The following is a 14,826-nucleotide window of genomic DNA, read 5'->3' on the forward strand; positions in this document are numbered from 1 at the left end:
CACCCCGTGCGATCACGATCAAACAAAGAACGCCATTCAAGCTGTTCATTTTCTGAACACAAAGGCGTAGGTTCCGACAGGTTCAGTTCGCGCAACGAAGCGAGTACCCCCCATGCAATATCTGGCCGAAGGGCTCCGGCTCCCCACGAACGGGCTCGATTACACAATCCTGGCGATCTATTTCGTCGTGGTGCTCGGCATCGGCTTCGCCGCCCGGGCCAGTGTGAAGACGAGTCTCGACTTCTTCCTCTCCGGACGTTCACTGCCCGCCTGGGTGACCGGTCTGGCCTTCGTCGCGGCGAACCTCGGCGCGACCGAGATCCTCGGCATGGCGGCGACCGGCGCGCAGTACGGCGTCGCGGTCGTCCACTGGTACTGGATCGGCGCCATCCCCGCCATGGTCTTCCTCGGCCTGGTGATGATGCCGTTCTACTACCGGTCGAAGGTCCGCTCCGTACCGGAGTTCCTGCTCCAGCGCTTCGACAGGTCGGCCCACCTGCTGAGCTCCATACTCTTCGCCTTCGCGGCGATCCTGATCGCGGGCGTGAACCTCTACGCCCTGTCGATCGTCGTGGAGGCGCTGCTGGGCTGGGATCGCTGGGTCGCGATCGTCGTCGCCGGCGTGTTCGTCCTGCTCTACATCACCATCGGCGGACTCTCCTCCGCGATCTACAACGAGGTGCTGCAGTTCTTCGTCATCCTCGCCGCGCTGATCCCCCTCACCATCCTGGGCCTCAAGCGGGTCGGCGGCTGGGACGGTCTCAGCGGCTCGCTGGAGAAGCAGCACGGCGCGGACTTCATGTCCGCCTGGGGCGGCACCGGCATCGGTGACGCCAACCCGCTCGGCGCCAACTGGCTGACGATCATCCTCGGCCTGGGCTTCGTCCTCTCCTTCGGCTACTGGACCACCAACTTCGCCGAGGTGCAGCGCGCCCTGTCCGCGAAGAACCTCTCGGCCGCCCAGCGCACCCCGCTGATCGCCGCCTTCCCGAAGATCTTCATCGTCTTCGTGGTGATGATCCCGGGCCTGGTCGCCGCCGTCGTCGTGCCGAACATCGGGTCGAAGGAGTCCGGCCTCACGTACAACGACGCCATCCCGCTGCTGATGCGGGAACTGCTGCCCAACGGCGTGCTCGGTATCGCGGTGACCGGTCTGCTGGCCGCGTTCATGGCCGGTATGGCGGCGAACGTGTCGTCCTTCAACACGGTGTTCACCACGGACATCTGGCAGCGGTACGTGAAGAAGGACCAGTCGGACGCGTACTACCTGCGCTTCGGCCGGGTGATCACCGCGGTAGGTGTACTGGCGTCGATCGGCACGGCCTTCATCGCCGCCAGCTTCTCCAACATCATGACGTACCTGCAGACGCTGTTCTCGTTCTTCAACGTCCCGATGTTCGTCGTCTTCATCATCGGCATGTTCTGGAAGCGCGCCTCGATGAAGTCCGGTGTCTGGGGCCTCGTCGCCGGTACCACGGCCGCGATGGTGAACTACTTCGTCTTCTACGAGCAGGGCATCATCGACATCCCGTCCGACCAGGGCGCCAACTTCGTCTCCGCCATCGTCGGATTCGTGGCCGGCGCGGTCGTCATGGTCGCCGTCACCCTCTTCACCGCTCCCAAGCCCGACGCCGAACTGGCCGGTCTGGTCTACGGGACGGAGTCCCCGGACGCCGACGAGGCGCCGGACGAGGGCGACAGCGCCTGGTACCGCAAGCCCGCACTGCTCGGCTGGGGCGCCATCGTCCTCGCCGCCCTCTGCTACCTGCCCTACTCGCTCTGATCGGAGGCACTCACCATGTCCGACCTGCACAAGGAAGTCTCCGAACTGGAGCGCACGTCCGCGACCGCGGCCCGGCTCTTCGACATCCGGCGGATCATCGGCGGTCTCTTCGTGGTCTACGGAGTGATCGTCACCATCGCCGGCATCGATCCGTCGGACGCCGACCTGAAGAAGGCCCAGGGGGTCCACATAAATCTCTGGACCGGCCTGGCCATGCTGGCGCTCGGGCTCTTCTTCCTGATCTGGATGAAGCTGCGCCCCGTCCAGGTGCCCCACGAGTCCCCCGGCACGCCGGAGAGCTGACGGCGCCCCGCGGGGGCCGGACGATCACGCGTTCACGCGGGCCCGTCCGGCCCCCGCGGCGTTCCCGCCCGGTCCAGCAGACCCGTGCGGGCGGCGAGCGCCGCGGCCTCCAGCCGGGAGCCGACGCCGAGCTTCATCAGCACCCGCTGCACATGCGTGCGGGCGGTGCTCGGCGCGATCGCCATGCCGGCCGCGATCAGCCGGGTGTCCTCGCCCTCGGCGACCCGCACCAGCACCTCGACCTCGCGCGGGGTCAGCATGCGCAGCAGCCGCTGCCCCTCGTCGTCCGGCTGGGCCACCGGATGCAGGAGCTCGGCGAAGGCACCCCGCAGCAGCTGCGGGGCTATCGCGGCCTCGCCCGCGCGCGCTTTGATCATCGCGCGTTCGACGCCCTCGATGCGTTCGTCGTGACGGACGTAGCCGGCCGCTCCCGCGGCGAAGGCCGCCGCGATGCCACGCGGGCTCGGCACCGGGCCGAGCACCACCACGGCCACCTGCGGGCGTTCGCGCCCGATCCGCACGATCGGGTCGAACACGCCGGGTTCGGCGGGTGCCGCCGTGCCGAACAGGCAGACCTCGGGCGCCCTGCTGACGACCAGTTCCGCTGCCCCGGACGTCGGCGCGGCTGCCGCGAGCACGCGGTGCCCCCGCAGTTTCAGTGCCGAGGCGAGTGCCTCGGCGAGCAGACGGTGGTCATCGACCACCATGAGCCGCACGCCCATCGGAAATGCCCCCATGTGTACAGCGGTGTGCCGCTGCGTAACCCTGAACAGGCCCCCCGGCCCCTCTGACCCGGCAAGTTACACGCTTGTTCGACGCGGCGCGCCCCCTACCGGGCAGAAGCCCCCCAGAATGCCGAATTCTGCGTCATTCAGGGCTACTTGCCCGTCGGAAAACGACCGGCCCTGCCGGTCAGATGATCGACCGGCAGGGCCGTGACGGTTCACCCGGGCCCGGGGCCCGGGTGGTCAGACGGTGCTGAAGGAGACGACGAGGAACTGCTTGTCGTCCAGCGAACTGGACTTGCTGGGCTCGCTGACCATCTGCTCGGAGATGAACAGCCGGCCCTTCTCGTAGATGAACTCGGCGTAGTTGGTGGAGAAGCTGGTCTCCGCCTCGCGCACCGACTCGTCGTCCGGGTTGACCATCAGGACGGTCTCCTTGAAGGTCGAGCCGTCGATGGAGACGATCTGGCCGCCCTTGTCGTACGGGGGCCGCTTGTACGCGATGAGGTTGGAGCCGTCCATGCGCAGCGGGGTCAGCGTGTAGCGGTCGCCCGCGTCCGCCCTGCCGCCGACGAGCTTGCCGGTGGTGAGGTCGAAGGCGACGATCTCGTTGGTGTCGCCGTACTCGCCACCGCCCTCGTGCTCCTCGGTCGGCACGTAGATCCTGTTGTTGCCGACCGCCAGGGAGGTGCACTTCTCGACCTCGGTGGAGCCGCAGTCCGCGGCGTACTTGTCCGCGTCGGCCGAGATCCTGACGATGAGCTTGCCGGTGGCGGCGTCGATGGAGAAGAAGTCCGAGATGCTGCTGCCGTCGCCGGCGGTGTCGCCGACGTCGGCCGCGACGACGAGCGGCTTGGTGGACACGATGCTCGCGTACTCGACGCCGGCCGGCATGTTGTACGAGGAGAGCGGTGCGCCCGTGGCCGGGTTCAGCGCCTGGATGGTGAGCTGCGGTTCGTCGTAGCTGCCGCACTTGCGGACGACCGCGAGGGCGTCGCCGCCGCCGTAGCCCATGTCGTAGCAGTTGTTGGTGTCCGTCTTCGGCTTCCAGAGCTCGGCGCCGTTCGCCAGGTTGAAGGCGGCTCCGCCGCTGGTGCCGCCCGCGGCGACCGTGGAGCCGCTGAGGGTGACCTCGTTGAACCTGACGGGCTCGTCACCGTTGGACGCCGAGGTGACGGACTTGCTCCACAGCAGCTTGCCGGTGGCCAGGTCGAGCGCGCCGACCTGGTTGCAGGACGGGTACTTGTCCGCGGCGCTCGGCTTGCCCTCCTGGAAGGCGATGGCCGTCCTGTAGTCCTTGCTCATGTGCCGGGACGCGGCGCAGACCTGGCCCGCGAGCGGGATCGACCAGAGCTTGGTGCCCTTGGCGAGGTCGTAGCCGACGATCTCGTTGACGCCGGTCTTCACGTACGCCTTGTCGGTGACCCAGGACCCGTCGACGACCGTGGTGTCGGTGACCTTCGGGTGGGGGAGCTGGAAGCCGACCTTCGACTTGGTGTCGGCCGGTGCCTTCTCGGTGCCGCCGGCCAGGCCGCCGCCCTCTCCGCCCTTGCCCTCGCCGCCGTCGGTTCCGGCCGAGGCGGCTTCGTCCTGCTTGCCGCCGTCGTCACCGCTGCTGGAGGAGTAGACGATCCCGCCGCCGACGATCAGCAGCACGGCGACGACCGCGGCGACGATGATCTGCATCTGGGTGCTGAACTTCTTGCCGCCGCCCGGCTGGGGTGCGGCGTACTGCGGGTGCATCGGGGCGGTCGGGTAGCCGTACCCCTGCTGCGGGGGCATGCCGGGCTGTCCGGGCGGCCCCTGCGGGAAGCCGTAGCCGGGCTGGGTCGGCGGCTGCCCGGGCGGCGGCGCCTGCGGGTAGCCGTACGCGGGGTTCTGCGGCGGCTGGCCGGGCGGGGGCCCCTGCGGGGCGCCGAAACCACCGGCGGGCGGGGGCGGCGGGCTGCCGTACCCACCGGCCGGAGGCGGCGGCGGGCTGCCGTACCCGTCGGCCGGCGGGGTGGACGGTGCGGCCGGGGGCTGCTTGGCGAACGGGTCTGCGGGCGGCGGGGTGGGCGCACCGAATCCGCCGGGCGGCGGGTCCTGCGGGGCGCCGAACCCGCCCTGCGGCGGTTCGTTGGGGGGCTGGGGCGGCTGGGGCGGCTGGCTCATGGCGTACGTACCTCTGGGGGGTCTGGGAAGGAGGGGGAGCTGCGGTGGCCGTCGTCGGCCGTCACTTGCCGAAGGCCATCATGGTCGTCTGCTCCTTCTCCTCCTCGTCGTTGCTCGCGGTGACGCGGTCGCTGACGACGAAGGAGCGGCCCCCCACGTAGACGGTCCTGGACGAGAAGAAGTTCTCGATCCCGCTCGTCGAGGCCGGGTGCTGGAGCAGCACCTTGGGCGCTCCTCCGGTGGCCGCGATCGTCGCGACCGCCCCGCCCTTGTCGTAGGTGGGCTCCAGGTAGACCAGGACGTTGCCGCCCTCCATGCGCAGCGGCTTCATGGTGCGCTCGGCGGGGGCCGCGGACTTCCACTTGGTCTTGCCGGTGTTCAGGTCGAACGCGAGGACCTTGTTGGTACGGGAGGTGCCGCTGGTGTCGTCCGCGGTCATCATGTAGAGGGTGTTGGCGTCGGCGGCGACGCCGGTGCAGCCTTCGAGCTTCTCGCCGAAGATGCCGAAGTCGCTGCCGCAGTCGACGGCGGGGTTGTCCCCCTTGTCACTGATCAGCTGGGAGCGGAGCGTCCCGTTCTCCTTGAGCGCGATGATGCCCCACTTCTTCTCCTCGCGCTGGGTCAGCGAGACGACGAGCGGGCTCACCGAGTAGACCTTCTGGACCTCCCAGCCGCGCTTGGGCTGGTAGGTCCACTTGGCCTTCCCCGTGGCCGGGTCGATCTCCTGGATCTGGTGCTGCGGGTTGTCCACGTCGTCGGTGCGGCAACTGGCCGCCGCGATCAGCTTGGGTCCGCCCGCGAAGGCGAAGGGCTGGCAGTTGCCCGACGGCTTGCCGAACAGGTCCTTGCCGTCGCTGACCCGGTAGGCGCTGGAGTTGCCGGTGCGGCCGACGGTGACGGTGTCGCCGCTGATGGCGAGACCGATGTCCGTCATCAGGTCCCAGGTGCCGTTCTTCTTGACCGACTTCTTCCAGCCGGCCTTGCCGGTGTTGAGGTCGATCATCTGGAGGTCGGAGCAGTCGGCCCGGTCGGTGGTGCCGTTCTTCACGCCGATGACGATCTTGCCGTCGGCCGTGGGCGTCCCGGGTGCCGAGCAGATGTCCGCGGGCAGGGGCACGTCCCACTTCTTCTTGCCGTCGGCCACCGAGTAACCGGTCACCGTGCGGTACATGCCCTTGACGAGGGTGTCGCCGACGACCCACGGTCCGTGCACCCCGGCGCCGTTGCGCGGCAGATCGATGTCGTTCTTCGTCAGCCAGAGGACCTTCGCCTCGCCCGCCTTGCGCCCGGCGTTCAGGTCGTCGTCGGCCTCACGGCCGTCGCCCTTGCCGTCGCCCTGGTCGACGCTGGGCGAGGTGCTCGGGTCCACGGCGTCGCTGCTGGACTTGGAGACGGGCTTCTTCTCGCCGTCGTCACCGCTCGCCAGGAGGAAGATGCCGCCGCCGACGACGAGGAGCGCGGCGAGCGCCGCACCGATGATGACGGCGGGCTTGCCCTTGAAGGGACCGCCGCCGGAGCCGCCGGGCACGGGCGCGCCCGGGTACTGCGGCTGCGGGTAGCCGTAACCGGGCTGCTGACCGTACGGGCCCGGCTGCTGGCCGTACGGACCGGGCTGCTGCGCGTACGGGCCGGCCGGCGCGCCGTAGGGGCCGGGCTGCTGGGTGTACGGGCCGGGCGCCTGCTGTCCGGGCGCCTGGGGGTAGCCCTGACCGGGCTGCGCCCCGGGGGCCGGGTAGCCGTAGCCCGGCTGCGCGGGAGGAGGTGTCTGCGGAGGCGCGGGCGGCATCTGCGGTGGGGCCGGCGGTGGTGACTGCGGCTGGGGCGGCGGCTGAGGAGTGCCCTGCGGTTCCTGCGGAGCCCCGAAGCCCCCCTGCGGCGGTTGCTGGCTGGGCGGCTGGGTCATCAGCACGTCCCCCTTCGTGCGGGCCGGTGCCCGTTCCGGTCTCCCCCGCGATTCCGCTGGGCTCAGAGGATCAGGTGCAGGAGATCTCTGAATTCCCCCCGGAAAGGAGCGAATCGGGCATGGCTTCCGCGGTGTTGCGACAGTCGAGCGGGGCTTCTTTGTACCACCCGCACCACGCCGGGTACCGGATCGGTCCACCCCCTGTTCCCAAGGGAGAACCGGGCTGTGATGCCTCCGTTATGCGCCCGTCGGGGCCCGTGCGGCGCCCGATTCCCGATGCTGCGTCAACTCGTTCCGGAAGGGGCCGATTTCACGGGATCCCCACGGGCCGGTCCTTACTCGCCGTAGACCAGCACGGCCGTCGCCGCCTTCTCCTCCTCGTCCTCCTCCGCGCTGATTCGCTGCGGGAGGAGGAAGGAACGCCCGTCGCGGTAGGTGACTTTCGGAAGGAAGAGGGAGTTCTCGGTGTCCTCCGCCGATTCCGGATGCTTCAGCAGGGTCGTGTACGCCCCGGTCGAGGGGTCCAGCGCGCCGATCTCACCGCTCTCGCGGTACGCGGCCTGTACGTGGACCACGACCTTTCCGCTCTCCAGGCGCAGCGGCATCATGAAACGCCCGCCCGGCGAGGGTGTCTTCCACACCGGCTTGCCGGTGGCCAGGTCGAAGGCGACGACCTTGTTGGTCTTCACCTCCGCCGTGGAGTCGGGCTGCGTCGAGAAGTAGAACCTGCTCGCGTCCGCCGTGACCCCTGCACAGCCGTCCAGGTTGCCGCCCTCCTGCACGGAGTCCTCGCCGCACCGGAAGCCGTAGTCCTCGTCGCCACCCGCCATCCGGGAGCGGTAGGTGCCGTTCTCGTCGAGGACGAGGACGGCCCACTCGTCGTCCTTGGCGATCGAGAGGACGGGCGGGCTCACGGTGAAGATGTGTGTCACCGACCAGCCCGCCTCCACGGCGTAGGTCCATTTCGGCGTCCCGGTGACCGGGTCGACCTCCTGGACCTGCTGGCGGACGGGGTCGGCGGGCTCCGGCCGGCAGCTGACGGCCGCGAGCATGCGGGTGCCTCCGGTGAACGCGAAGGGCTGGCAGACGCCTTCCTTCCGCCTGCCGAACAGTTCCTTGCCGTCACTGACCCGGAAGGCGTCCGAGGCGGTGTCCCGTCCGAACGTCACGGTGTCCCCGCTGATCGACATGGCGACGTGCGACAGACCGTCCTGCATCGCGGACCTGTCGACCGTCTTCTTCCACCCCGCCTTGCCGGTGCGCAGGTCGATCATCTGCAGGACGGAGCAGGTGGCCTCCGTCTCCGCGACGTTGTCCTCGACGCCGACGACGACCTTTCCGTCAGCGGTGGGGGCGGAGGGCGCGGCGCACAGGTCGGTGCGCAGCCGCAGGCTCCACTTCTCCGTCCCGTCGGCGACCGCGTAGCCGGTCACCGTGCGGTACATGCCCTTGGCGACGATGTCCCCGGCGAACCACGGGCCGTGGGTCTTCTCCCCGTACGGCGGGAGGTCGGCCCCGTTCTCCGTCAGCCACTCCACCTTCGCCTCGCCCGGCTCGCGCCCGGCGTTGAGTTCGGCTGCGGTCGGCCCGGCGACACTCCTGCCGTCCTGGCCGCCCGTGGGCGAGGGGGACGGCTTCCCGTTGTCGTGCGTGGGTCCGACGACGGGCTTCTCCTGCCCGCCCTCGTCGCCGCCCGTGGCGAGCCAGATCCCTCCGCCGGTCAGGAGCAGCAGCGCGAGCACGGCACCGACGACCACGCGGGTCCTGCCCCCGGAGCGGCCCCCGCCACCCGGCCCGCCCGGCGCGATGGCGGTCGGCGGCTGCCCGTACGGGCCGGGCTGCGGCGGGTACGGGCCGGGCTGCGGCGGGAATCCGTAACCGCCCTGCGGGGGCTGCCCGTACGGACCGGCCTGGTGGGCGTACGGTCCCGGAGCTGTCACCGGCGGGGGGTCGTACGGAGCCCCGAAGCCTTCCTGCGGTGGCCGGCCGGAAGGCTGAGTCATCGGTGGATCCCCCTCGTACGGATGGCTCCGCGAGGTCAGACCTGCGGAGCGGTCCTACTTTCTACCACCCGCTCCGTGACGGTCCCTCAGGCGTCCTCGGCCAGCTCCAGCCAGCGCATCTCCAGCACGTCCCGCTCCGCGACCAGTTCACGCAGCTCGGCGTCGAGCTTGGCGACCTTCTCGAAGTCGGTGGCGTTGTCGGCGATCTGCGCGTGCAGCGTGGTCTCCCTGGTCGACATCTTGTCGAGCTGCCGCTCGACCTTCTGCAGCTCCTTCTTCGCGGCGCGCGTCGCCTGCGGAGAGGCGGCCTCGGCGGACGCCGCCCTGGGTGCGGAGGCAGCGGCGGCGGAGGCGGGCGTGGCCGTCTCCTCCATGCGCTGCCGGCGCTCGATGTACTCGTCGATGCCGCGCGGGAGCATCCGCAGCGCCCGGTCGCCCAGGAGCGCCATCACCTTGTCCGTGGTCCGCTCGATGAAGAACCGGTCATGGGAGATCACGATCATCGATCCGGGCCAGCCGTCGAGGAGGTCCTCCAGCTGGGTCAGGGTCTCGATGTCCAGGTCGTTGGTGGGCTCGTCGAGGAAGAGGACGTTGGGCTCGTCCATCAGCAGACGCAGGATCTGCAGCCGCCGCCGCTCACCACCGGACAGGTCGCCGACGGGCGTCCACTGCTTCTCCTTGACGAAGCCGAACTGCTCGCAGAGCTGCCCGGCCGTCATCTCGCGGCCCTTGCCGAGATCGACCCGGTCACGTACCTGCTGGACGGCTTCGAGCACCCGCAGGTTGGGGTTGAGCTCCGCGACCTCCTGGGAGAGGTAGGCGAGCTTGACCGTCTTGCCGACGACGACCTTCCCCGCGGCTGGCTGCACGTCGCCCTGGCTGCGGGACGCCTCGGCGAGCGCCCGCAGCAGCGAGGTCTTGCCCGCGCCGTTGACCCCGACCAGGCCGATGCGGTCGCCCGGACCGAGCTGCCAGGTGAGGTGGGTGAGCAGGGTCTTGGGCCCGGCCTGGACGGTCACGTCCTCCAGGTCGAAGACGGTCTTGCCGAGGCGGGCGTTGGCGAACTTCATCAGCTCGCTGGTGTCGCGCGGGGGCGGCACGTCGGCGATCAGCTCGTTGGCCGCCTCGATGCGGTAGCGCGGCTTGGACGTACGGGCGGGGGCGCCGCGCCGCAGCCAGGCCAGCTCCTTGCGCATCAGGTTCTGCCGCTTGGACTCCTCGGTCGCGGCGATCCGCTCCCGCTCGGCCCGCGCGAACACGTAGTCGCTGTAGCCGCCCTCGTACTCGTGGACGCTGCCCCGCTGGACGTCCCACATGCGGGTGCAGACCTGGTCCAGGAACCACCGGTCGTGGGTGACGCAGACCAGCGCGGAGCGCCGGGTCCGCAGGTGTCCGGCCAGCCAGGAGATGCCCTCGACGTCGAGGTGGTTGGTCGGCTCGTCGAGGACGATCAGGTCCTGTTCGGCGATGAGCAGCTTCGCCAGGGCGATCCGGCGCCGCTCGCCGCCGGAGAGCGGGGCGATGACGGTGTCCAGGCCGTGCTCGAAGCCGGGGAGGGCGAGGCCGCCGAAGAGCCCGGTCAGCACGTCGCGGATCTTGGCGCTGCCCGCCCACTCGTGGTCGGCGAGGTCGCCGATCACCTCGTGCCGGATGGTGGCCTCCGGGTCCAGCGAGTCGTGCTGGGTGAGGACACCGAGGCGCAGTCCGCCGTTGTGGGTGACGCGGCCGCTGTCCGCGTCCTCCAGCTTGGCGAGCATCCGGATGAGCGTCGTCTTGCCGTCGCCGTTACGGCCGACGACGCCGATCCGGTCGCCCTCGGACACCCCGAGGGATACACCGTCGAGCAGGGCACGGGTGCCGTACACCTTGCTGACCTGCTCGACATTGACCAGATTGACGGCCATTTCACTCCTGCCTCGGGGATCCCTGCGTCGGGGACCGCTCGACGTCCCAGAGTAGTCGCCGTGCGGGGTGCGATAGCGTGCGGCGATCGATCATGGGGAGTAACCCCAGGTCGGAGCGGTTCGGAACATCTCCGGGGTGGGGGACTTCATGATGCGTGGCGCGATACGGGCACTGATTCCGGCGGTCCTGGCGACGGCGGTGCTGGCCGGCTGTTCGTCGTCCGCGGGCACGGACTCCGGCACCGGCACCGACGCGGGGAAGAACGGGGACACCGCCCCCGCGAGGGCGGCGGAGAGCACCGCGGCCGAGAAGGGCGCCTCGCTGGGGGGTGCGGAGTCGGCCTGCGAGCTTCCGGTGACCTTCGACCTGGCGGCGGACTGGCAGCCGGAGGCGGTCACGGTGGAGCCGGGTTCCGACCTCGCCGCGCTGGGCGAGCAGGGCTCGGCCACGATGGTCTGCGAGATCGACGCCAAGCCGGCCGGGAACATCGGCTACCTCCGGGTCTGGCAGGGCGAGGGTGCCTCCACGACGGCGCGCGCGGCGCTGGAGGACTTCGTGGCCGGCGACCCGAACGCGTCGAAGGCCGCGTACGAGGAGACCGGGGCGGGTCCGGTGCCGGCCGCCGAGGTCGTCTACACGGTGAGCGGCGAGCTGCTGGACGAGCCGAAGACCGAGCGCGCCTTCGCGGTCGCCACCCCGAAGGGCCCGGTCGTGGTCCATCTGGGCGGGCTGGACTCGCAGGAGCACGAGGAGATGCTCCCGGCGTACGAGCTGGCGAAGAAGACCCTGAAGCTGGGCTGAGGGGCGGAGCGGTCCGCTGCCCGGGCCGCCCCTTCGGCCTGCCGCCCGGGCCGCCCCGCCCCTACGGACCACGCCCGGGCCGCCCGTTCGCCCTACCGCCCCGCGCGCTCGACCAGGAGCCAGCCGCCGAGTGCCATCGCCACGGCCGCCGGTGCGCTGACGTGGACGGCGATCAGCAGCGCCGTGTGCCCTTCCAGCAGGCCCGCGTAGCCGACCATGGACAGGCCGAGGACACCCAGCAGGGCGAGGGTCACGCCGATCGCCGAGAGGGCTCCCGCGCCCGCCGCTCCCCCGCCGGGGGTGAGGCGGACGGGGCGTTCGAACGTACGGAAGGCCGCGACCAGGACCGCGGTGACCGCGACGGCGGCGGCGATCCGCAGCGGGACCTGCGCCCACCAGGCGCCGGTGGCCGGCTCGGGCAGCGGGAGTCCCAGGGCGAGCATCGCCCCGTACACGCCGAGCATCGCCGTGAGGTGCCAGAGGAACGCGGTCATCGCGACGCCGTTGGCGGCCACGACGGCACGCCAGACGCGGGGCCGGGCGGCCAGCCGGGCTCCGTGGGCGCGCAGCAGCTCGACGGCCCCGACCAGCCAGAGGCCGTGGCCGAGCAGGGCGAGCGTGGGCGGCGCCATGTTGCTGATCCGCTCGCCGGGCATGCCGACCATGGACAGCGGATACGGGCCGAGGGCCACCAGCGCGACGGCGGCGGCGAGCCCGGCGCCGGCGAGGAGTGCGGGGCGGCGGATGCGGCCGTCGGCGCGCAGGAAGCCGAGCTGGTGCACGGCGAGCCAGACGAAGGCGAAGTTGAGGAACTCGACGTACGGGACGCCCGCCGCGAAGCGCAGGAGGTCCACCGCGGCGGCGGCTCCCGCGAGCGCGGCGAACGCGCCCCAGCCGTACCGGTCGTGGAGCGTGAGGAGGCCGGGGGTGAAGGCGACCATCGCCAGGTAGATCCCGATGAACCAGAGGGGCTGGGTCACCAGCCTCAGGGTCACACCGGTCAGTCCGCCGCCACCGCCCGCGAGCTGGACGACGAGCGCGGCGGCGCCCCACACGAGGACGAAGACCATGGTCGGCCTCAGGAGCCGCTGCAGCCGGGCCCGCAGGAAGGACGGGTACACGGAGGCCGTGGAGTCCTCCGGCCGCCTGCGCAGCAGGGACCGGTAGGACAGGGCGTGGGAGAAGCCGCCGACGAAGAAGAACACCGGCATGACCTGGAGGAACCAGGTGAGCAGCTGGAGCCCGGGCACGACGGCGAGGAGGTTGCCCACCCCGTCGGTGGTGACGGCGGCCATCAGCCAGTGGCCGAGGACGACCGTGCCGAGCGAGGCGACGCGCAGCAGGTCGATGTAGCGGTCACGGGTGACGGGTGTGGCTTCGGCCTGTTCGCGCAGGTGTGATCCCATGCGCCCACGGTCGCGCCGGACACCGGGGGTGCGGCAGCGCGACCGTACTCAATTCCCGTCTGAGTAGCGGCAGTCAGACGACGGTGGCGCCCGGGGCGGGTGCGGGTGCCACGCGTGCGCCGCGGCAGGTGCCCGACGCGAGCAGGGCGTCGGCGACCTTGCGCGCGGACTCCTCGTCGGCGGTCAGGAACGCCGTGGTCGGCCCGGATCCGGAGACGAGCGCGGCCAGGGCGCCCGCGTCGGTGCCCGCCGCGAGGGTGTCGGCCAGCGAGGGGCGCAGGGAGAGCGCCGCGGCCTGGAGGTCGTTGCCGAGGGCGTCGGCCAGCGCGGTGGCGTCGCCCTTGCGCAGGGCGTTCAGGAGCGCGGGGGACGCGGCCGGCTCCGGGACGTCGGTGCCGGCGGTCAGGCGGTCGAACTCGCCGTACACGGCCGGTGTGGAGAGCCCGCCGTCGGCGACGGCGAAGACCCAGTGGAAGGTGCCGCCGACCTCGACGGGGGTCAGCCGCTCACCGCGCCCGACGCCGAGCGCCGCCCCGCCGACCAGGCTGAACGGCACGTCGCTGCCCAGCTCGGCGCAGATCTCCAGGAGTTCCTCCTGGCTCGCGCCGGTGGACCACAGGGTGTCGCAGGCCAGCAGGGCGGCAGCCCCGTCGGCGCTGCCGCCCGCCATGCCGCCGGCGACGGGGATGTCCTTGGCGATGTGGATGTGCACGTCGGGGGCGATGCCGTGGCGGGCGGCCAGGGCGATCGCCGCGCGGGCCGCGAGGTTGGTGGCGTCCAGCGGGACCTGCCCGGCGTCCGGTCCGGAGCAGGTGACGCGCAGGGCCTCGGCGGGGGTGACGGTGACCTCGTCGTACAGGCCGACGGCGAGGAAGACGTTGGCCAGGTCGTGGAAGCCGTCGGGGCGGGCGGCGCCCACCGCGAGCTGCGCGTTGACCTTGGCGGGGACGCGGACGGTGACGCTGCGGGTCATGCGGAGGGCTCCGGCTTGTTCTCGGCGACGGCGGCGAACTCCTCGACGGTCAGGGCCTCGCCGCGCGCCTGCGGCGAGATCCCCGCGGCGGTCAGGGCGGCCTCGGCGGCCGGTGCGGAACCCGCCCAGCCGGCGAGGGCCGCGCGCAGCGTCTTGCGGCGCTGGGCGAAGGCGGCGTCGACGACGGCGAAGACCTCGGCCCTGCTCGCGGTGGTCCGGACCGGCTCCGCACGCCGCACCAGCGAGACCAGGCCGGAGTCGACGTTGGGGGCGGGCCAGAACACGGTGCGGCCGATCGATCCGGCGCGCTTGACGTCGGCGTACCAGTTGGCCTTGACGGACGGCACGCCGTAGACCTTGTTGCCGGGGCGGGCGGCCAGCCGGTCGGCGACCTCGGACTGCACCATCACGAGCGTCCGCTCGATGGTGGGGAAGCGCTCCAGCATGGTGAGCAGGACCGGCACGGCGACGTTGTACGGAAGGTTGGCGACGAGCGCGGTCGGCGCCGGGCCGGGCAGCTCGGTGACCAGCATCGCGTCCGAGTGGACCAGGGCGAAGCGGTCCGCGCGCCCGGGCAGCCGGGCGGCGACCGTGGCCGGCAGGGCGCCGGCGAGCACGTCGTCGATCTCCACGGCGACGACCCGGTCGGCCGCCTCCAGCAGGGCCAGGGTCAGTGACCCGAGGCCGGGCCCCACCTCGACCACCACGTCGTCGGGCCGCACCTCGGCGGTCCGTACGATCCTGCGGACCGTGTTGGCGTCGATGACGAAGTTCTGGCCGCGCTGCTTGGTGGGGCGTACGCCCAGCGCTGCGGCCAGCTCGCGGATGTCTGCGGGGCCCAGGAGGGCGTCGGGCTCTGTGGTGCTCACC

Annotated in this window: 11 protein-coding genes; 3 read left to right on the forward strand and 8 right to left on the reverse strand. The window is 71.3% G+C overall.

Annotation, left to right across the window (positions count from 1 at the left end; all coding sequences use genetic code 11):
- Positions 1-112 precede the first annotated feature (112 nt).
- Together OG488_RS15625 and OG488_RS15630 are read left to right on the forward strand one after the other, a co-directional pair.
- Positions 113-1,783, forward strand: coding sequence for a sodium:solute symporter family protein (locus OG488_RS15625; RefSeq protein WP_329229749.1), 1,671 nt, complete (start codon positions 113-115; stop codon positions 1,781-1,783).
- A 15-nt stretch (positions 1,784-1,798) separates the two neighbouring features.
- The gene (locus OG488_RS15630) at positions 1,799-2,086 is read left to right on the forward strand and encodes a hypothetical protein (protein WP_329229751.1); all 288 of its coding nucleotides are present in this window, start codon (positions 1,799-1,801) and stop codon (positions 2,084-2,086) included.
- Between the two features lie 32 nt (positions 2,087-2,118).
- Here OG488_RS15630 and OG488_RS15635 read toward each other — a convergent pair whose 3' ends face one another.
- From OG488_RS15635 to OG488_RS15655, 5 genes are all read right to left on the reverse strand, one after another.
- Positions 2,119-2,808 carry a helix-turn-helix transcriptional regulator gene (locus OG488_RS15635; protein ID WP_329238690.1) on the reverse strand — a complete coding sequence of 230 codons (690 nt, stop codon included), beginning with the start codon at positions 2,806-2,808 and terminating at the stop codon, positions 2,119-2,121.
- 246 nt (positions 2,809-3,054) lie between these two features.
- Positions 3,055-4,965, reverse strand: coding sequence for an outer membrane protein assembly factor BamB family protein (locus tag OG488_RS15640; RefSeq protein ID WP_329229753.1), 1,911 nt, complete (start codon positions 4,963-4,965; stop codon positions 3,055-3,057).
- Positions 4,966-5,026: 61 nt separating this feature from the next.
- Entirely contained in the window at positions 5,027-6,868 is a 1,842-nt protein-coding gene (locus OG488_RS15645; RefSeq protein WP_329229754.1) for an outer membrane protein assembly factor BamB family protein, read from the reverse strand.
- 335 nt (positions 6,869-7,203) lie between these two features.
- Positions 7,204-8,871: an outer membrane protein assembly factor BamB family protein gene (locus tag OG488_RS15650; protein ID WP_329229756.1), complete on the reverse strand. Its 1,668-nt coding sequence runs from the start codon at positions 8,869-8,871 to the stop codon at positions 7,204-7,206.
- Positions 8,872-8,957: 86 nt separating this feature from the next.
- Positions 8,958-10,775, reverse strand: a complete 1,818-nt coding sequence (locus OG488_RS15655; RefSeq protein ID WP_329229758.1) for an ABC-F family ATP-binding cassette domain-containing protein — start codon at positions 10,773-10,775, stop codon at positions 8,958-8,960.
- Positions 10,776-10,923: 148 nt separating this feature from the next.
- Between OG488_RS15655 and OG488_RS15660 the strand changes: the two genes are divergently transcribed.
- Positions 10,924-11,577, forward strand: coding sequence for a lipoprotein (locus tag OG488_RS15660; RefSeq protein ID WP_329238692.1), 654 nt, complete (start codon positions 10,924-10,926; stop codon positions 11,575-11,577).
- Positions 11,578-11,669: 92 nt separating this feature from the next.
- On the opposite strand, the gene OG488_RS15665 is transcribed toward OG488_RS15660, so the two are convergent.
- The 3 genes from OG488_RS15665 to rsmA form a co-directional block, all read right to left on the reverse strand.
- Positions 11,670-12,983 carry an acyltransferase family protein gene (locus OG488_RS15665; protein WP_329229760.1) on the reverse strand — a complete coding sequence of 438 codons (1,314 nt, stop codon included), beginning with the start codon at positions 12,981-12,983 and terminating at the stop codon, positions 11,670-11,672.
- Between the two features lie 73 nt (positions 12,984-13,056).
- Positions 13,057-13,956, reverse strand: a complete 900-nt coding sequence (locus OG488_RS15670; protein WP_329229761.1) for a 4-(cytidine 5'-diphospho)-2-C-methyl-D-erythritol kinase — start codon at positions 13,954-13,956, stop codon at positions 13,057-13,059.
- Complete coding sequence (gene rsmA / locus OG488_RS15675; RefSeq protein WP_329229764.1) at positions 13,953-14,825, reverse strand: 16S rRNA (adenine(1518)-N(6)/adenine(1519)-N(6))-dimethyltransferase RsmA; 873 nt, start codon at positions 14,823-14,825, stop codon at positions 13,953-13,955. Before rsmA ends, OG488_RS15670 begins: the two co-directional genes overlap by 4 nt.
- Position 14,826: the final 1 nt, after the last annotated feature.

Origin of the sequence: Streptomyces sp. NBC_01460 (genome assembly GCF_036227405.1) — a bacterium.
GTDB lineage: Bacteria > Actinomycetota > Actinomycetes > Streptomycetales > Streptomycetaceae > Streptomyces.